This is a genomic window from Bacillus sp. RAR_M1_44, assembly GCF_020165935.1.
In the GTDB taxonomy this organism is placed as follows: Bacteria; Bacillota; Bacilli; order Bacillales; family Bacillaceae; genus Bacillus; species Bacillus altitudinis.
This window is the reverse complement of the sequence record NZ_JAIUKX010000001.1, coordinates 2,563,177-2,582,281: the sequence shown is the minus strand read 5'-3', so window position 1 is coordinate 2,582,281 and position 19,105 is coordinate 2,563,177. Positions and strand designations below refer to the sequence as shown.

At 40.2% G+C, this 19,105-nt stretch carries 18 protein-coding genes and 1 pseudogene; 7 read left to right on the top strand and 12 right to left on the bottom strand.

Annotated features, from left to right (window positions below; all coding sequences use genetic code 11):
- The 5 genes and pseudogenes from LCD34_RS13505 to LCD34_RS13485 all read right to left on the bottom strand — a co-directional run.
- Positions 1–250: pseudogene (locus LCD34_RS13505) on the bottom strand (replication initiation factor domain-containing protein); the annotation flags it as partial.
- Entirely contained in the window at positions 231–734 is a 504-nt protein-coding gene (locus LCD34_RS13500; RefSeq protein WP_116307542.1) for a peptidase, read from the bottom strand. The pseudogene LCD34_RS13505 and the gene LCD34_RS13500, both read right to left, overlap by 20 nt.
- A gap of 296 nt (positions 735–1,030) precedes the next feature.
- Positions 1,031–2,419: an FtsK/SpoIIIE domain-containing protein gene (locus tag LCD34_RS13495; protein WP_223255671.1), complete on the bottom strand. Its 1,389-nt coding sequence runs from the start codon at positions 2,417–2,419 to the stop codon at positions 1,031–1,033.
- A gap of 17 nt (positions 2,420–2,436) precedes the next feature.
- Positions 2,437–2,799 carry a hypothetical protein gene (locus LCD34_RS13490; protein ID WP_116307540.1) on the bottom strand — a complete coding sequence of 121 codons (363 nt, stop codon included), beginning with the start codon at positions 2,797–2,799 and terminating at the stop codon, positions 2,437–2,439.
- Between the two features lie 60 nt (positions 2,800–2,859).
- Positions 2,860–3,183 (bottom strand): hypothetical protein, encoded by a 324-nt coding sequence (locus LCD34_RS13485; protein WP_116307538.1) that lies wholly within the window; start codon positions 3,181–3,183, stop codon positions 2,860–2,862.
- A gap of 200 nt (positions 3,184–3,383) precedes the next feature.
- On the opposite strand from LCD34_RS13485, the gene LCD34_RS13480 reads away from it, so the two are divergent.
- Positions 3,384–3,836: a hypothetical protein gene (locus LCD34_RS13480; RefSeq protein WP_116307536.1), complete on the top strand. Its 453-nt coding sequence runs from the start codon at positions 3,384–3,386 to the stop codon at positions 3,834–3,836.
- A 169-nt stretch (positions 3,837–4,005) separates the two neighbouring features.
- Here the strand turns inward: LCD34_RS13480 and guaA are convergent, their stop codons facing one another.
- The 5 genes from guaA to LCD34_RS13455 all read right to left on the bottom strand — a co-directional run bounded on the left by guaA (position 4,006) and on the right by LCD34_RS13455 (position 11,099).
- Complete coding sequence (gene guaA, locus LCD34_RS13475) at positions 4,006–5,547, bottom strand: glutamine-hydrolyzing GMP synthase (RefSeq protein WP_046526940.1); 1,542 nt, start codon at positions 5,545–5,547, stop codon at positions 4,006–4,008.
- 184 nt (positions 5,548–5,731) lie between these two features.
- Positions 5,732–7,936, bottom strand: a complete 2,205-nt coding sequence (locus LCD34_RS13470) for a DUF3488 and DUF4129 domain-containing transglutaminase family protein (protein ID WP_224559311.1) — start codon at positions 7,934–7,936, stop codon at positions 5,732–5,734.
- Positions 7,937–7,947: 11 nt separating this feature from the next.
- The gene (locus LCD34_RS13465; protein ID WP_224559310.1) at positions 7,948–9,138 is read right to left on the bottom strand and encodes a DUF58 domain-containing protein; all 1,191 of its coding nucleotides are present in this window, start codon (positions 9,136–9,138) and stop codon (positions 7,948–7,950) included.
- Entirely contained in the window at positions 9,135–10,097 is a 963-nt protein-coding gene (locus tag LCD34_RS13460) for an AAA family ATPase (protein WP_035391483.1), read from the bottom strand. The genes LCD34_RS13465 and LCD34_RS13460 overlap by 4 nt, the downstream gene beginning before the upstream one ends.
- A gap of 102 nt (positions 10,098–10,199) precedes the next feature.
- Positions 10,200–11,099, bottom strand: coding sequence for a cation diffusion facilitator family transporter (locus LCD34_RS13455; RefSeq protein WP_008344349.1), 900 nt, complete (start codon positions 11,097–11,099; stop codon positions 10,200–10,202).
- A gap of 482 nt (positions 11,100–11,581) precedes the next feature.
- Here LCD34_RS13455 and gabP point away from each other — a divergent pair, with 482 nt between their 5' ends.
- The 3 genes from gabP to LCD34_RS13440 all read left to right on the top strand — a co-directional run bounded on the left by gabP (position 11,582) and on the right by LCD34_RS13440 (position 15,239).
- Entirely contained in the window at positions 11,582–12,970 is a 1,389-nt protein-coding gene (gene gabP, locus LCD34_RS13450) for a GABA permease (RefSeq protein WP_008344350.1), read from the top strand.
- Positions 12,971–13,066: 96 nt separating this feature from the next.
- Positions 13,067–14,596 (top strand): multicopper oxidase family protein, encoded by a 1,530-nt coding sequence (locus LCD34_RS13445; protein WP_048002245.1) that lies wholly within the window; start codon positions 13,067–13,069, stop codon positions 14,594–14,596.
- Between the two features lie 268 nt (positions 14,597–14,864).
- On the top strand, positions 14,865–15,239 hold the full coding sequence (locus LCD34_RS13440; RefSeq protein ID WP_007496965.1) for a carboxymuconolactone decarboxylase family protein: 375 nt from the start codon (positions 14,865–14,867) through the stop codon (positions 15,237–15,239).
- A 214-nt stretch (positions 15,240–15,453) separates the two neighbouring features.
- Here LCD34_RS13440 and LCD34_RS13435 read toward each other — a convergent pair whose 3' ends face one another.
- Entirely contained in the window at positions 15,454–16,500 is a 1,047-nt protein-coding gene (locus LCD34_RS13435; RefSeq protein ID WP_224559309.1) for a TolB family protein, read from the bottom strand.
- A gap of 73 nt (positions 16,501–16,573) precedes the next feature.
- The gene (locus tag LCD34_RS13430; protein ID WP_003213878.1) at positions 16,574–16,942 is read right to left on the bottom strand and encodes an RlpA-like double-psi beta-barrel domain-containing protein; all 369 of its coding nucleotides are present in this window, start codon (positions 16,940–16,942) and stop codon (positions 16,574–16,576) included.
- Positions 16,943–17,152: 210 nt separating this feature from the next.
- Here LCD34_RS13430 and LCD34_RS13425 point away from each other — a divergent pair, with 210 nt between their 5' ends.
- The 3 genes from LCD34_RS13425 (at position 17,153) to LCD34_RS13415 (ending at position 19,073) form a co-directional block, all read left to right on the top strand.
- Positions 17,153–17,827: a hypothetical protein gene (locus LCD34_RS13425; RefSeq protein ID WP_224559308.1), complete on the top strand. Its 675-nt coding sequence runs from the start codon at positions 17,153–17,155 to the stop codon at positions 17,825–17,827.
- A gap of 289 nt (positions 17,828–18,116) precedes the next feature.
- Positions 18,117–18,584: a hypothetical protein gene (locus tag LCD34_RS13420; RefSeq protein ID WP_224559307.1), complete on the top strand. Its 468-nt coding sequence runs from the start codon at positions 18,117–18,119 to the stop codon at positions 18,582–18,584.
- A 138-nt stretch (positions 18,585–18,722) separates the two neighbouring features.
- Positions 18,723–19,073, top strand: coding sequence for a DUF4064 domain-containing protein (locus LCD34_RS13415; RefSeq protein WP_017366717.1), 351 nt, complete (start codon positions 18,723–18,725; stop codon positions 19,071–19,073).
- Positions 19,074–19,105 lie beyond the last annotated feature (32 nt).

Genomic DNA, 19,105 nt, shown 5'->3' with positions numbered 1-19,105 from the left:
CCTCATACTGTCGACAAGCTTGTCCTGACATATCTACAAGAATGCTTCCATGATTTCCTGAAGAGTGGAGTTTTATATTCGCAAAGCTAATGCACCTATCGTATGTTGGATAAGGCGACCCCTTAATCTCTGAAGAAAATTCAGAGATAGGGATTCCTAAAATTTCATTAGCAACGATTGAAAATTCACTATTCGGAATTGAACAACGAAAGTAATCAATAAGACACTGATTACTTCGATTTAGGCTCATGTGCTTCACCAATGATATAACTATCAGCTTCAACTTTAAGCTCTGAATACTGCCATGTATCAATCATTGGTTTACCTTGCCCAACAAATGCTTTCTTTTGAACCTTTTTAGGCTTTACTTTTAGTCCCAAAAAGGAAATTGGAATGAACTCACCATCTTCATAATCATCTAAAATAGGTAGGCTATCCTGTTTTTCAACTATTACAGTAATAGGGGAGCCAATTTCAGTACCGCCATTTTGTAAGACGAGTTCGATAAATGGACGATCATATACTTTAAATGTGACAGAATACTTTCCAGTTTCAACTAACTCTCCATTTAGATTTTTTTCTTTCTCAATTCGAGTAGTAAAGCCATCTTTCTGAATCAGCATGGCTGTAGGAATCTTAAATTGTTTAATATCAAAGTGGAAATCAGCTAAATCCACATTTTCCGAGTCATTTAACGAATGTAATTTAGACGATTTTAATATTAGTTTTCCCATTTTTAGACACCTCTTTATCATTTTTTAAATCCCCAACTCTCGGGATTTCACATAGCCCTCTAACCTACGAGCACCAAGGGTTTCGAGCATTTTCGTTGAGGGAGATTCACCAGTGTTACCCAACTGGTGCGACCCTTTTTTCGATTCATGTTGAGCAAAAATCGCTCAACTGGCCATCACTTTTTCTGAACGTTTTCGACCACTCCGTTCGGTTGGCTCTGCCACCGCCTCAAACCTTCACAAAAATTGACGGTCAATGTTGGCTGTAGCTGTTTGACAAGAATAGCATTAAACACTTAATTTGCTCTATGAATCATTAGTTTTTCTATTTCTGCTATAAAATCAAAATCTTTGTCTATATACGGCGTTTCAAAATAAACTGGAGAAGTGTGTTTGCCATCTAGTTGTATGTAACCTCCACCTTTTTCTGTGACAGTCTTATATTCAACGTTTTTCGTATCAAATATCATATTATAGCCAATGGAATCCATAGCACCTAACCCAGCTTTAAACCCCATTTGTGCCCTTATATTTGTAGGTAGATCATCTGCCGATGGACGTTGCATAAGGATCTCGATCATTACTCCTGCTTGTCTACCTTTCATTACTAGAGTAAATACATAATCTAATGCTTCTTTAGCAATTTTCTTATCCACTGTATGCATAAAAGCTGAAAATTCATCAAATATCACAATAACGACAGGCAAATTGAAGTCTCGATACGTTTTTCCGAAAGCTGATATATCATTAAAATAATCCGTATATCTTCGATCCATCAATTCGACAGTTTCCCTAAGAATTCGACATATTTGGTTAGCATCTGTTGCAACTTTATTTTCAAATCCAGTAACAAATCTAAACAGACTCAAATCGGCTTTTTTAGGGTCTATAATTCGTAAATCAGCTTGCGGAGTTAACTTCAAATAATTAACAATCTTACCTAATATAAAGAATGACTTGCCCGATCCAGTACCTCCTACAATGAGAGAATGGGGAACCTTATGAAGCTCATAAGATATGTTGCCAGTTATTTTGATTACATCTGAATCATTTACGTTAGTTACAGTAGAATTTAAATCTATACGTTCATCTTTATGCTTTAAAAATACATATTCAGCATAATCCACTGTCTTATTGGTAGAGTCTAGCTCCAAGCCTAAAGCAGCTTCTAAATTCTCTCCAAGTTTAGTGGCTTCTTTGGTAAACCTATCACCGTCACGTAAAATCCTTACGACTACATGCTTACTTGTTTCCCTATATTGAATGCGAATTACTCTGACAATACGCTTTTCCCTAACAACTTTATCGTTTTTAATAGATTCAAAGTGGTCTTCGTCATATAATTTCAAAGTATCAATCATATAAGCTAAATTGTTTGCAATCCATGATTTAGGATTCTTAACAAATTTAAAATAGAACCTTATACTTTTATAAATGGATACCGCCCAAAAAATGATGATGATTAGATTAACGAAACCATTAAAACTGATTGAGCGATACACAACAGGAATATTAATTATTAGTGGAGGAATAGCATTAGACACCATTCCACAAAAAGCTGTCAGCACAAATATGAATACTCCAAGGAGATATTTTAATAAATTCATTTTCCTGCGCGGAAAAACAACATGATGCCATTCACTCTGCCTTCTACTAAGGATATTCTTTAGTGCCTCTAGCTTCACGGATCACTAACGCCCTTTCAAGTTCTATTTTTTATATTTACTCGATTCACTAATAATTTTACAAAGCCCACATGAATTAGCTTGCCAATTAAAACTAGAAGAATTGCAGATATTAATCCGCCCCAAAATACATGGGAAACATCAAAACTGTAATTTTCAAAACCTTGACCAAAGGTATCAAACTCTATCCAGCCATACTTTACTCCTGTCCCATAAACTTCACGAAGATTAGCTACATCAGATGAAAACACATAAGTTCTACCAAAATCCGTAACACCTGACAGCCAATTCCCCAAAACCAAATAAACAATCGCAAAAGGTAGAAGAATTATAGCTACTTCAAAGATGAATTTATTTATCACTTTAATTTTATTTTTCATTAAAATCTCCTTATTTCCCTAGTTAATAGAGAGTAACTAGTTAGCTACCCCCTTTTTTGATTACCTATACTCGATGAGATAGTTGTTAAAAACAATTCTCTTATGATCAACAATATCGTCTATCAATAAGGAATCTGTTAAATAATGATGATGATTTGAACAGTACTGTAAAGCACATAAGGTCTCTCTTGCATACTTACCGTAGACTTTACCTGCGTTGAATATCTCCTCTAACTTTTTTCTTGCAGTCTCTTCAAGGTCATAATGAGGAATGTTTTTTATTCCTCTAATCTTCCTTTCTTGACCATGGATCTTGCGAATCGTTCTTGCTGAATACTCTCCCTTTAGAAGCTTCTCCAATACATCTTCAAACTCCGAATTCACCCTCTCACCCCATTTTCATTAATTAAATAACAAAACACATGTGTACAAAACATATATAGTGTTAGTTGATACTATAACATTTTAATGTTATTAAATCAATTCAAAAAAATTAAATATATCTTATACACACGTGTACACAATAATTATTTGTATAACAACCTTAGTGAATGTTAGAATATATAGGATAGGGGGGGCTAGAAGTGGAAAGTAGACATGATAAATTTAGAAGAATAGCAGAAAATCGTCTTTCAAGAGTATTTTCAACAATGTCATTAATAGAGAATTTAGCCAATAAGCGATATTATGATTACACCATTGAAGAAGTAAATGAAATGTTTGAAGCTTATGAAGAAAAAGGAATTGAGATAAGGTCATTTTTTGAAGCTTCTGCAGAGAAAAAAGTGTTAACAAAAACTTTTACTTTTAGAACAGATAAAATTAATAATGAAAAAAACGATAAGTTTAGAGAAATAGCACAGACTCGTCTTTCCAAGGTATTTGCAGATATGAATTTAATTGCCAATCTCTCTAATAAAAGTAACTATACTTACCATGAACAAGAAATAGAGGAACTGTTTAAAGCTTATGAAGAAAAAGGTATAGCGACTAAAGGTCGTTTTGTAGTTAAAAATGAATTTAAGTTTAGTTCATAGTGTGATTTACAATTCACGAATATTATTTCCTTAACAATAAAAAAACCTCCCAAGAATTTCTTGGGGGGTTTTTTGGTGGGGAACTATTTATTTTAAGGTTGTTTTCAACCTTTATCAGTATATAAAAAGTCAATAAATAGGCTTTTACAAACCAACTTATTTATATGTCTTATTCCCACTCAATCGTAGCAGGCGGCTTACTCGTAATATCATACACCACACGGTTAATATGCTTCACTTCATTCACGATACGAGTTGAGATCTTTTCAAGCACATCCCAAGGGATTCTTGCCCAGTCACTCGTCATACCGTCAATAGACGTAACAGCACGGATACCGATTGTGTAGTCGTATGTTCTTGCGTCACCCATGACACCTACGCTGCGGATGTCTGGGAGAACCGTGAAGTATTGCCAGATGTCGCGCTCAAGGCCGAAGTTGGCAATTTCTTCGCGTAGAATCGCATCCGATTCACGGACGATTTCTAGTTTTTCTTCAGAAATTTCACCTAGTACACGGATTCCTAGTCCTGGACCTGGGAATGGCTGTCTCCATACGATGTCGTCTGGAATACCTAGCTCTGATCCTAGAGCACGAACTTCATCCTTGAATAGTGTATTGAGTGGCTCAATCAATTCAAACTGCATGTCTTCTGGAAGACCGCCAACGTTGTGGTGAGATTTGATTGTTTGTGCCGTTGCTGTTCCACTCTCAATGATGTCAGTGTAAAGCGTTCCTTGTGCTAAGTAGTCGATTCCTTTTAGCTTGTCCGCCTCGTCATCGAATACATAGATGAATTCGTTACCGATGATTTTACGTTTTTGCTCAGGATCAGACACACCTTTTAGCTTGTTTAAGAAGCGATCTTTCGCATCTACTTTAATCACGTTCATGTTGAAACCTTCGCTAAATGTTTTCATAACCCCTTCTGCTTCGCCTTTGCGAAGAAGGCCGTGGTCAACGAAAATACATGTCAGCTGATCGCCGATGGCTTTGTGAATCAATACCGCTACAACAGATGAATCCACACCGCCGCTTAGTGCGCACAATACTTGCTTGTCGCCTACTGTTTGACGGATTTTCTGCATTTCGATTTCAATGAAGTTCTCCATTGACCATTTGCCATCGCAGTCACATACGCCGAAGACAAAGTTCTTCAATAGATCATTTCCGTACTCAGAGTGACGTACCTCTGGGTGGAACTGAACGCCATAGAAATTCTTCTCAGCTAAGCTCATCGCTGAGTTTGGACAATGTGCACTTGTTGCATCGACTGTAAAGCCATCTGGTACTTCAACAACGAGGTCACCATGGCTCATCCAAACGACTTGATCAGTTGGAAGGTCTTTGAATAAAGCTGGTGTTCCGTTAATATGGATGTCTGCTTTTCCATATTCACGCTGGCTAGCCGCTTCTACTTTCCCACCTAAATAGTGAGTCATCAGCTGCATGCCGTAGCAAATGCCTAGAACCGGAATGCCTAGATCAAAAATCTTTTCATCACAGCGGAAAGATCCTTCATCATAAACACTGTTTGGTCCACCAGAAAGGATGATTCCTTTAGGGGCCATTTCTTTAATTTCTTCAGCAGTTAAAGTGTGCGGATGAAGCTCACTGTACACACCAAATTCACGAATACGGCGAGTGATCAGCTGATTGTACTGACTACCGAAATCGAGAACCAAAATCATTTCATTTACTAAATTTGTCATGGTGTCACCTCTATGTCCAATATAGTTTTTATAAACGCACAGAAAAAATGAGAGGAGAAAACCTCTCTCAGTGTAAATCACGCTTTTGAAGCGCCCAGACTCACATCCGAACGCTTCAATTTCATGTATTTTAGAAGGTTTTAATATTCACCTATTCTAACAACAGGAAGGTACGTGGTCAAGACTATCTCCTGTTTATTAAATTTTCCCATAACTTCACCGACTGCCGCCAAAGCGCCGACGCATCTTCTCGCCTGTAGAGCGCCCGCTCATAGAACTGCGTTAGTTCAGACATGTGATGATTCCCTTCCTTGTCATCGATCAAAGAAGCAAATTCTCTTAGCGTCATGCCTGGCTTTTTCTCGATCCCTCTGCGCCTTAGCTGTTTTAATAGAGCAGCATACGCGTAGAAAAAAGCTTCCTCATCTGGCAGACGTTTTACCTTTCTCACAATAAAGATTGGCAGCCACCTTGCTCTGAACCGGTAAAGCATCCAGCCTATGAAGCCAAGAAGGACAAGCACACCTGCTGCGTAACCCAAGATTGAACCAACATGAACCATACTTGGCTTTGCTTTAGCAGCTTGTTCCTCTTGTTTTGCCGCCTGTTCTGGTTCTTGTTGCTGCGGCTGCTGTGTCTGCTCGTTTTCTTGTTGATCAGATGCGGGCTGATCTTTTTCATCTTCATCCTCTTGATCATCTGCTTGGTCGTTGTTAGCCGTGGTTTCATTCGTAAATGTCTCTGGGTTCGTGAACCCTTTTGTCGGTTCAAAAGTCACCCAACCACGGTTTGGAAAATACACCTCTACCCATGAATGGGCATTGTTATTGGTCACTTCATACACATTGTTTCCATCCATCTGTGTTTCATATAATTGACCTGACGTGTACCCTTTCACCCATCTCGCCGGAATTCCAATCGAGCGAAGCATGACAATCATCGAGGTTGAAAAGTTATCACAATAGCCAATCATTGTGTCAAATAAGAACTGATCCACATAGTCTTCGTTACGCCCAGGCACAGCGACATTTTGGGTTTCATATGAAAACTTCGCAGATCCTAAATAATCCTCGATCGCTTTTGCTTTATCATACATATTATCCTTCGTTTCCGTTAAGCTGTTCGCCAATGTTTTCACACGCTCTGGCAGCGAGGATGGGAGCTGCAAGTATTCACGTCCGACCTGCTGATTCACTTGCTTCTTGGTTGGCACTTTGATTCGCTGTAAGTCCTCTAGGATAAATGTAGGTGATAAGAAGCTGACTCGATAGTTCCCTAAATTTTTGGGCGGGTTTTGAGTAGACGGGACAATTTTCTCCGTTTTGCCCATCATTTGCAGTGGAATGTTTTCCATTGGCGTCAGCATAACCGTACCAATCGGATAAACAGCATGATTAAATCGATAATTTGATTCCATATCGACTCTCGTTTCATGCTCCTCTGTTTTCACGCGATTGGTAAACCACCGGTTCGGCACTTCATTCCCTTTTAACCGAGTAGGTTTCGTATCATTTGAAGCATCCTCCCAGCCTTTCCCCGTGTAAATACTTTTTGTTTCTACACGAAAATAAGACGGCTCTTTTCCGCTCCATTTAAATACCGGTGTACGGTCCTCACTAAACGGTCCCCCAAGCGACGAATCATCCGCACTATATCCCACCTTATTCTGCCCGGTGGAACCATCTTGATTCGTGACCGCTTTAAAAAACGGGACAGGGTCAGGCCATTTTGGATCAGATTTTGGCAAAGAAGCACCGAGTGATGCTGATACAAGAACAAGCGCCAGCATGGGTAAGAACCAATTGAGACGCGCTTTCTGTGACACCCGCACACCTTCAGCCGAACGAAGCCGGTCGAAATAGAGCAGGCCAAGCAAACAAAAGCCAAATACCATAATTCGAACGATCGCAAAAGTCGCATCATAAGGCGTAAATGTATCAAGAATCGTGACATATACAATCGTCATCAGTAAAAAGAAGAAGATACGCTGCTGATACACAACCCAATAATGAAGTAAATAAACAAGTAGCCAAAGCAAAATATAAAACAACAATGTGCGGAAAGACGGATACATGTCACTCCACATGCCCATGCTCATCAAAGAAATATTATCTTGAATATCAGCAAACAGCGCAGGCAGATAACTTGGCTCTGATTGATAAAAAATCAAATATAATGCGAGCAAGATCAATCCAGCACAAATAGGAAACGTCACATACCACTTCAATCGAAAGAACGTAAACAAACACGTAAGCCCTATAAAAATGATGAAATAAGACGTATGACTCGTCTCTGTAAAATCTTGAAGCGGACGAAGCCACTCCCAAAGCAGCAGAAATGCGACAGCATAATAGATGAACAACTCAAAACGGCTTTGCCGCTGATGCATATAAATGTTTGTCACCTCACAGTTCTTTCATGCAGCCGGTCCTCAAATAAAAGGGTCGTGTGTATCCCAGAAGCTTTAAGCCGGTCCACAAGCTGTTTTTCTTTTGCCGTCAATCGATCAACGGCTCTCTTCACTAAAAGAACGGTGATGTTCTTTCTGTTTCGATTCCCAAGTAAAATGGCAGCAAGCTCTTCTTGCAGATGACCTGTCACCACATACTTTCCTGTCTGCTGGTGCTCACTCGCTGTTAATGATTGATAATCAGGTGAACGAGAAGGCTGATACTGCACCTTTGTTAAATAGTAGAGCATGTCCTGTAAGTGCCACTCTCCTTGATCCACTCGAAATAAGTGCTGATCCCCAAGCGGGACAAGGCCTACCGGCACCCCTTTTTTCACAGCCGTTTGCAGAACCGATGCGGCCATAGACACAATCGTTTCAAAAGCGGCTTCATCTGTAAAATCAGCAAACACCACCAAATCCTTTGTCTGATTCTGTTCAAACTCCTTCGTCATAAGCTGACCTCTTCTAGCTGTTGTCTTCCAGTCCACCCAAGCGAAACGGTCTCCTTGCTGGTATTCACGCACACCTGTCGTCACATTTGTCGGTTCATTTAACCAAGAGTGCACCGCTTTGCCTCCATTTTCATTCACCGATGCAGCAGATTCAACCGGAATATCCAACATTTTCGGATACACAAGCAATTTTTTCTCTAGTGGAAGAATCACTTCTTTTTCAACAAACCCAAACATATCACCCGTTTTGATTCTAATCGCCGTCAATTGATGCTCTCCCCGCATGATGTCATTGAATTGATACGAAAATCGCCACGTTTTCCGAAACCATGGAAAGATCATTCGCTTCATTTCAATCTGTTCCTGTAAATGGAAGGTATCCGGCGGTTCATCCTCAAGTATGACGTACACGTACGGAAATAGATTCGTCCGCTTGATTTCAAGGTCCACAGACAGCACTTCCCCTGCCTTTAACCGGGTATGCTGTAATGTCCTTTTGGCTGTTGCACGAAGTGGAACAAGGGCAAACAGCAAAGCATACAAAGCATATGGTGAAAATGCATAAAAAAGGAACCAGCTCACAAAGCCGCCCTGAAACATGGCATAGCAAAAGGCTGCTGCCGTGAGGAGAAAGAGCATAAACACCCGTAACCATAGTGAAAAAGCGAAACGGTCACGTGACTTCATTGAGTCATCGACTTTTGAACTGGTACGCCAATATGCTCAATCATCTGTCGTAGCAGTGTCTCCGCCTTCTTCCCTTCATATGTTGCTTCTGATGTCAAAATCATGCGATGCGGCAATGTGTAAGGCGCCAAATACTGTACATCATCAGGAATCACATAATCCCGCCTGTTCAACAGCGCATACGCCTGAGCCGCTTTCATCAATGAAATTGAACCCCTTGGGCTCACGCCTAAATAGACAGACGAATGATTTCGCGTCGCTTGGGCGATTTCGACAATATATTCTTTAATCGACGCATCCACATGTACGGTCTGAACCGCTTGCTGCAAAGCATGGATATGATCTTTTGTCATGACTGCCTGAAGCGTGTCAATTGGCGATTGTTTCTCCTGCAAATTCAGCACCTCAAGCTCCTCCAACATGGTTGGATACCCCATCTGCAGCTTAAATAAGAAACGGTCCATTTGCGCTTCTGGAAGTGGATAGGTCCCCTCATACTCCACTGGATTTTGCGTTGCCATCACAAAGAAAGGATCTGCCAGCGGCATCGTTTCTCCGTCCACTGTGACACTACCTTCTTCCATCGCTTCAAGAAGGGCTGATTGTGTTTTAGGAGAAGTTCGGTTGATTTCATCAGCCAAAATAATCTGCCCCATAATCGGTCCTTGTCTAAATTCAAACTCGTTTGTCTTTTTATTATAAATCGACACACCTGTTACATCTGAAGGCAAAAGGTCAGGCGTAAATTGGATTCGCTTAAACTCACACCCAATGGATTTTGCCAGAGCACGAACCATCATGGTCTTCCCAACGCCAGGCACATCCTCTAATAGCACATGCCCCTTCGCCAAAATCGCAACAAGGCTTAATATCGCAATATCTTTTTTCCCCACCATCACTTTATTGATGTTATCTACGATTTTTTGTAAATCTGAATGCATCGGTTCATCAAATGCCATCCTGATCCTCCTATCACGTTTCCGTCAATTTTCATATAGTCTAACTTTACCATACAACACGCATTTGCATGAAACATCAACACGTAGAAAAAAGAAGCCTTCTCACGATGGAAAAGACTTCTGCTCCTCTTTAGGCTCACTTGCTGGTTCCATATGAACATGAGAGTGTAGAATATCATGTTCCTGCTTCATTCTGCGTTCAATTTCATCTGCAATATCATGGCTTTCTGCGATGTTTAAATGCGGTTCTACTTCAACGACCACATCCACATGGACGGTGCTTCCAAGATAACGAGCTTTAATGTCTTTCAAATCGCCCACTCCTGGTGTCGCTTCAATCGTCTCTTTATATTTAGACATATCTTTTATATGAAAACCGTCCGTTAACGAATGAGACGCATCTCGGAAAATCTCCCACGCCGTTTTACAGATAATTAAGCCAATCACAAATGCAGCAAGCGTATCAACCCACGCCAGCTGAAATTGAGAGGCGATAATTCCGACAAACGTCCCGATACTCACATAAGCATCTGATTTATTATCAGCCGCTGCCGCATATAGCGCCTGGCTATTAATTCGTTTAGACAGTTTACGGTTATACATATACACGCCATACATCACAACAGCACTTCCTGCTGCCGTCCAAGCTGCAATCATATCAGGCGTTTGATGCTCTGATGAGAAAAGCGATTGGCCTGCACTCAGCAAAACCTGAAGCCCGACAAGCATCATAATAAAGGAAGCTACAAGTGACGCAATATTTTCAGCTCTAAAATGACCGTATGGATGATCCTCATCAGGTGGCTTCTGAGAAATACGCAGCCCAATTAATACGGCAAGCGAAGCAATGATATCTGTCGTATTATTCAAGCCATCTGCGGAAAGGGCTTCTGAATGAAACACATACCCAATGATCAGTTTGACAGCAGATAAGATCACATAGGCTATAATGCTGACCCAAGCACCTGTTTCACCTTGTCTTAATTCGTTGTAGCGCTCCATACCGAACAGCGCCTCCTCACACATTACTTTTCTATATTTATCTTACAAAGCCAAGCCCGTGTGGGTCTACAGCAACATGATTCGCTTGAATCAGCAAAATAGGATACATAGAAATGTGTTGACCTAAGCAAACTTATTTTTATAAGGTCAATTGACCTCAAGACCTACTCCCATCAACGTTTTTCAAAACCACCCCGAAAAATGAAAAAGAACAAAATCACTCTACTATACAATTGTCAGAATAGTTTTATTTTAAAACACAACTTTTCTTTCTTCCTTCTTATGCTATTTTTAAGAATGGGCAGAGGAAAATAAGGGAACATAATCTCTCAAATCCTTTATACTTTTTAACATCATGTTAAGAGGTTTGAAATGTCAGTTTGATAACCTGTCCAATGCTGAATGACAATTCAGTATGATAAAATTTAAAATATTCTAAAAACAAACTCTCGAATAAAAGAGAAATGTTTGGAGGTAAAGAAATGTCCAACATGACAAACGGTCTTCAAAAAAACCTTAAGACAAGACATATTTCAATGATCTCCATTGCCGGGGTCATTGGGGCAGGGCTATTTGTTGGTAGTGGTGCTGTCATTCATTCTGCAGGGCCTGGATCGATTCTTTCCTATTCATTTGCCGGACTTCTGGTCATCTTTATTATGAGAATGCTTGGAGAAATGGCATGTGCCTATCCGACAAGCGGCTCTTTCTCACAATATGCGAGCGACGCCATCGGCCCGTGGGCTGGATTTACAATCGGCTGGCTTTACTGGTTCTTCTGGGTCATCGTCATTGCCATCGAAGCCATTGCCGGTGCTGCCATTATTCAATATTGGTATGGAGATGCACCTGTTTGGCTCACAAGTCTTATCCTCACAATCCTCTTAACTTTGACAAATATCTTTTCTGTTAAATCTTTTGGCGAATTTGAATATTGGTTTTCATTGATTAAAGTCGTCAGCATTATTCTATTCCTACTCATTGGTTTTGCATTTATCTTTGGTTTTGGCGGTCATCATACTGCAGGTCTTGCTAATTTAACGGGTAATGGCGGTTTCCTTCCAAACGGATTCGGCTCTGTGCTCCTCGGGATTGTCGTTGTCATCTTTTCCTTCATGGGAACCGAGATTGTGGCAATTGCCGCAGGTGAATCAGCAGACCCTGTCAAATCTGTGACAACAGCTACTCGTTCAGTTGTATGGCGTATTATTGTTTTCTACGTCGGGTCGATCGCTGTCGTTGTCACGTTACTCCCATGGAATTCAGCGAATATTTTAACAAGTCCGTTCGTTGCAGTATTAGAATACATCGGTGTCCCATCAGCCGCTCAAGTCATGAACGTCATTGTTTTAACAGCCGTTCTTTCTTGTTTAAACTCCGGCCTATACACAACGTCCAGAATGCTTTATTCATTAGCAGAAAGAGGCGAAGCACCAAAACGTTTTATGAAAATCAGCAAACGCGGTGTCCCTGTAGCAGCTACAGTCGCTGGTACCTTCTTTTCCTATATTGCCGTCATGATGAACTACTTTTACCCTGAAACCATCTTTCTATTTCTAGTCAATGCCTCTGGTGCCATTGCACTTCTTGTCTACTTGGTCATTGCCGTTTCACAATTAAGAATGCGTCGTAAAATTGAAAAAGAAAATCCAGAACAACTCAAAATCAAAATGTGGCTGTTCCCATACCTTACGTACTTTACCATTTTGGTCATCTGCGCCATCTTGGCCTCTATGCTGTTTATCGAATCAATGAGACCTCAGCTCATACTGACAAGCATCATTACCATCAGTGTACTAGTCGCCTACTTCATCTTTAAACCAAACAAAAAAGTGCCTGCAAGTGCAGCGCTTGAAAATAAACACCCTTAATTCTCCCGCTGAAAAGCGGTTTTTTTATTTTATTCACCTATTTGGATGTCCGCACTTATAATGTATCAAATTGATTTTAAGTGAGGATTAGTCAACATGAACCTAGAAAAGTTTGTTGACGAGCTGCCAATTCCAGAAGTCGCAGAGCCCGTCAAAAAAAACCCAAGACAAACGTATTATGAAATCGCTATGGAGGAGGTGTTCCTAAAAGTTCATAGAGATCTGCCCCCAACCAAGTTATGGACCTATAATGGCAGTTTGCCGGGTCCAACCATTAAAGCCAATCGAAATGAAAAGGTCAAAGTGAAATGGATGAACAAATTGCCGCTGAAACACTTCCTGCCTGTCGATCATACCATTCACGCTGGACATCATGATGAACCCGAAGTCAAAACAGTCGTTCACCTGCATGGGGGCGTGACACCTGCAAGCAGTGACGGTTATCCAGAGGCTTGGTTTTCGCGAGACTTTGAAGCAACCGGTCCCTTCTTTGAACGAGAGGTTTACGAATACCCTAATCACCAGCAAGCATGCACATTGTGGTATCACGATCATGCCATGGCATTGACACGATTAAATGTATACGCCGGATTAGCTGGATTTTATTTGATCTCAGATGCGTTTGAAAAATCACTCGAATTACCGAAAGATGAATATGATATCCCTTTAATGATCATGGATCGGACATTCCAGGAGGATGGCGCACTGTTTTATCCGAGTAGACCAAATAACACACCAGAAGATAGTGACCTTCCAGATCCCTCCATTGTGCCATTTTTTTGCGGGGAAACGATTTTAGTCAATGGAAAAGTATGGCCGTATTTAGAAGTAGAGCCGCGAAAATATCGTTTTCGTATCTTAAACGCATCCAACACAAGAACTTACGAGCTTCATCTAGACAATGACGCCACAATCTTACAAATTGGATCTGATGGCGGCTTTTTGCCAAGACCTGTTCAGCATCAATCTTTTAGCATTGCACCCGCTGAACGTTTTGATGTCATCATCGACTTCTCTGCTTACGAAAACCAAACGATTGTTTTAAAAAATACGGCAGGCTGCGGTCAGGATGTCAATCCAGAAACAGATGCGAACATTATGCAATTTAAAGTCACTCGTCCGCTCAAAGGAAGAGCAGCTAAAACATTACGTCCGATCTTCAAACCACTGCCACCGCTCCGGCCGAGCCGAGCTGATAACGAGCGAACGCTGACCCTTACTGGCACACAAGATAAATATGGGCGCCCGATTTTATTACTAGATAACCAGTTTTGGAATGATCCTGTTACGGAAAATCCCCGACTTGGCAGTGTAGAGGTATGGAACATCGTTAACCCAACAAGGGGCACACACCCTATTCATTTACATCTTGTTCAATTCAGAGTGATTGATAGAAGACCATTCGATACAGACATCTATCAATCAACAGGTGAAATCGTGTATACAGGACCAAATGAAGCGCCTCCTTTGCATGAACAAGGCTACAAGGATACCATTCAGGCGCATGCCGGTGAAGTCATTCGCATCATCGCTCGGTTTGTCCCATATAGCGGACGATATGTGTGGCATTGTCACATTTTAGAACACGAGGATTATGACATGATGCGGCCGATGGATATCATTTAGTAAATATGAAACCTCCTCTCTGTTAATTGCGTAATATGAAAAAGGGCTAACAGCTTCTATATATTAGCCCTCTATTTTCTTTTCAATCTCCATGAGAAAAAACGAACAATGTATCGCATGAATGGCATTTATTTGAACATTCCACACTTAAAAAGTTGACGAAGTAAACCGATAATACTACTATATACCCATTACCTCTATCAAAAGGCACTTAAGAAACCATGCACGAACAAATAGAAAATCGTCATAAAAAACGGAGGAGTTCAATTTGAATGAAGAAAAAGAGACTTGCCAGGTAAAGCAAGAAACAGTGGCAGGTAACAGGGAGAAGCTTTCAATTCATGAAAACGAGAGCATTCGATCAAACATTGAACAACTAACAATTGAACTCGGTGAACAAAAAGAATTCAATCACTTCATATTAGATGAAAAACAGAAGGCCATCAGCACATTATCGGCTCTCATTGCAAAAGGTGATTGTGATGAAGAGTTAAAAGCTCATTTTGTACAAGCATTACATATCGGGCTCTCTGTTATAGAGATTATGGAGATCATTAAACACTGTACAAAGGTTGCAGGATTCCCTCATTCCATTAATGCCTTGTTTATTTTTCAAAACTTACTAGATGAAAACAATAAATAAGAGAAAACGAGAAGTCTTCTGTCCTCTCGTTTTTTTATTTCCACTTACTTTACTCTCTTACGCTGATTCTGTCACAGTAGCAAAATATCAAAATATCGCTCATTTCCTTGCTTAAAAAGTGATGTTCATTTCACAAATCCGCATTTTTCACCGACACATTCCATGACAAAATAAAAAAACGTCCAGTTATATGAAATAACTGAACGCGCACCTTTTACCGATTGACAGTGAAATTGTTAACAATCCCGCCTTCTTTCTCCCAAGCGGTTTCTACTGTTTTCTTCTTAATATCATATTCAAAAATGGTTCTGACCTTCGCCTTTCGTCCTGTGTCATCCTTTAATTCCTTTGCGTTCTTTGCAACACCTAAGAAATAAACAGATGTACCATCCGCAGAAAATTGTGGCTGGGCAGCACTTAAAATACGCACATCTTGGCTGTTTTTAACGAGTGTCTTCGTTTTTCCTGTATCTACATCCATCACCTTAATAGATGATACTTCTTTTTCATTTCGAACCTTCACTTCTGTATAAATGAGTTTTTTATGATCTGGTGAAAAAGAAATATCATTGATGGTTTGAGAAATACGTGCAATTCGCTTTCCCTTCTCACCTGTTTGTAGGGTAATCTTCATGGTCGTTGGTTCAGGATCCATTCCTTTTTCATTTGCCTCATCCGTCTTTTTATAATCCTCTTTTAACGAATAATGCTGAATGGCCAACAGATTTGATGCTGGATCATAAGCAAAAGAACTCACCGTATCATCATCACTTTTTTTTGGATATAACACTTTCACTTTCTGTGTTTTCAAATCAAAAGACGCTACATAAAATTGCTCACCTGAATCCTTGTTATACCTTAGATATAACTGTTTTCCGTCACCAGAAAGTCTCATACTGTCGATTGAATCGTCACTCGTAAAGAGCGTTTTTTCTTTATCCGTTTTCACATTCAATTCCCGTATACTTACTTTTTGTGTGTCTTCATCTGTATACGTGTAATATAAAAGCTGCTTCGCCTGATCATAAGCAATTGAAGGATATGCTGTCAGTTTCTCTGTATGAAGCGCCTTGTCATGCAAGTAATAAGTATTGTTTAACTTTTGATCCGTAAATGAAACAAGCAATTCGTCTTTTGCATCTTGATTTGTTTTCACTTTTCCTGCATGTTTTGCCTCTTGCCCCGGCTTCATCATGAAGAAGATGACGGCCGCAACTGCGACTCCAATCACTGTGATGATCCACCATGTTGATTTTTTCATTGATTTTCAGACCCTCTCCACAAGAAAAGAAGCCAGAAAATGAACTTTTCCCGCTTCTTTGCATGCCTATGTATTAATAAGTGTAATGCCCTTTGACGACACCTTTACTCGTTTTATACCCAAGTGCTTTGAATGCTTTCGGACTTACGTCTAATACTGCGTTTGGCATTCTACCTACATCATATTTATATACTGTAATCACTTTATGTGGTTTCGCTTTTGTTGTCACTCTTAGTTTTGTACCTTTTTTCGGTACGTCAAATCCCATTTTCGTTGCTGCATCCCAATGACCGAGTTTTTTTCCATCTGCGCCTTTTTTACCGACACCATTATACCATGTAATATTGCCGCTTACTTTTTTTGCACTTGCTCCATGTGAGAAACTAAACGCTAAAAATAAACTAGCTACTGTTACGATTGTCGCGATAAGCTTTTTATTCATTAAAAAATCCTCCGTATTTGGTTTCTGACCCTATTATACATGAAGATGCACCCAGTTATTTTACAGTCACATTACAATTCGAATACAAGTTGACCACTTAATGACCGATTTTGTTCATAAATTTCACCAAAAACAGCCAGAACATTGTCAGTAGATCCCTCCCTTTCGTTTTATATAATAGAAATGAATCAAATATAAGGAGGAATTTTCATGAAAAAGTGGTTCATCGTTTTGAGTGTAAGTTTGATCTTCGTTTTGATGCTTTCAAGTATTCCTGCCTCTGCGGCTGGTCCTCGTCACGGCGCCATCGTGACACAAACGGATGAAGCCAAATGGTCAGGTATCACGGCTGATATTGTGCTGCCAAAAACAGCAACCATTAAAAATGGCTATGCCGACTGGTATCTTGGTCTCGGTTCTGCCGTTGTTGAAAGCGGGATTTCAAAAACAGCTTCTGGCTATAAGGTATTCCTGGGCACCGGCTCCCAAGGCGGCAGTCAATATTGGAACAGTGAATACGATTCAAGTATTAAAGATGGTGCACGTGTCAACTTAAAGCTCATCAACAATGGTGATGGCACAGTGTCACTATACGTCAACGGGAAACTGCGCTATAAGCAGCCTGTTTACAACCCTAGCCGTCTGAAAAACCTTGATGTTGTCAAAATGGTACACGGCGTACAGGATAATGGAACAAACAGCTACTCGCAAGCAAGTTTCTCTAATGTACAGCTTCGTGCAAATACAGCTGGAAGTGTCTATAAAAAATGGGACGGCACCGTCAAATCATCTCTTTTACGCAAAAATCTAGAATCTGGTGCTCCGGCTCCAAAATTCACGGTCATTTCTTCTGTTCCACTTAGTACAACCCTTTCAGCACAATAAAACACGAGCACCCAACTTTGGGTGCTTCAAAATTGCTGACAAAGAGCTAAAATGATTTTATTTTAGCTCTTTGTCTTCTTTTCAGCGTGCAAGAAAACCTTTGCAGTCTAGGAAGGGCGAGCACCGGCGCGCAGGCCTGACACCGAATGCGAGGGTTTGTCTACACGCTGGAGCACCCAACTTTGGGTGCTTTTGATTGTTCACAGCTTATCAACACTTCTCTTTTAATCAAAACATCAATTCGTGGTAACATAAGCATACATACTTTGAAGAACAAAGGAGAAAGAACGTGAGAAAAAGTCTACTTGTTTTCATGAGTCTTGTTGCAACCTTCTCTATCCTAGCAGCTTGCTCAAATACGACAAAAGAAGAAAAAACAGAATCTACGGCACTTCCAACGATTAATGAACGCATTCAAAATGAAACGAAAGAGGTCATGGAGCAGTCTAAGCTCGTAAAAGACACAGCGATCACCGTTGATCAAAAGAAAAAAGTCATTTCCTTAAACGTGACGGCTTCATCTGAGACCAATAGTGATTACGCTGAAGTCATTGGTTTGAACTTTGCCAAAACACTAGCTATTGGTGCATCCACTGAAAAGGAAAACAACCTGCATAAACCGGAAAATGACAGCCTCGGCGCCCTCTACTCCTTTTATGACCTAAACATTACCGTGAAACAGGAAAATGGAAAAATACTGGCAAAAGGGGGAAAAACAACAAATGAAACAAAGATTACCTGGGAGAGAGCCCAGTAATTGGACAAGAAAATCCTTTATGGATTTTCTTGTTTTTTTTAACAAAACTATTAACATTGTGAAAAGAATGCCGATGAGTAAGATTGTGTTGGTTCTTAAGTACCAATAATTCTTATTTACATATCGGAGGAAAGTATCATGAAAAGAACGACAGAATTTGTTTTAGGCTTAATTGGAGGTATTTTGGGATTTTTCGGTGCAATGTTTGCACTTGCTTTTGGAGGACTAGATGCCGCATTTAATGAATCAGGTACGAGTCAATTCACAGGATTAGGCTGGTCAGCGATGCTTTTCTCTATTCTTGCGATTGTGGCATCTGTTATCGTGAAGAAAAAAGCAAAGCTTGGCGGGATTTTATTATTAGTTTCTGCTGTAGGCGGTATTATTTCTATTTTTGTGTTCTTTATCCTTCCAGCTGTATTAATCATCATCGCAGGATGCATGGGTGTGTTTAGAAAAGAGCCTGTCAAAACAGTTCCAGCTGAATAAAGTTGATATAAAAAAGCTTGTATAGGGTGGGA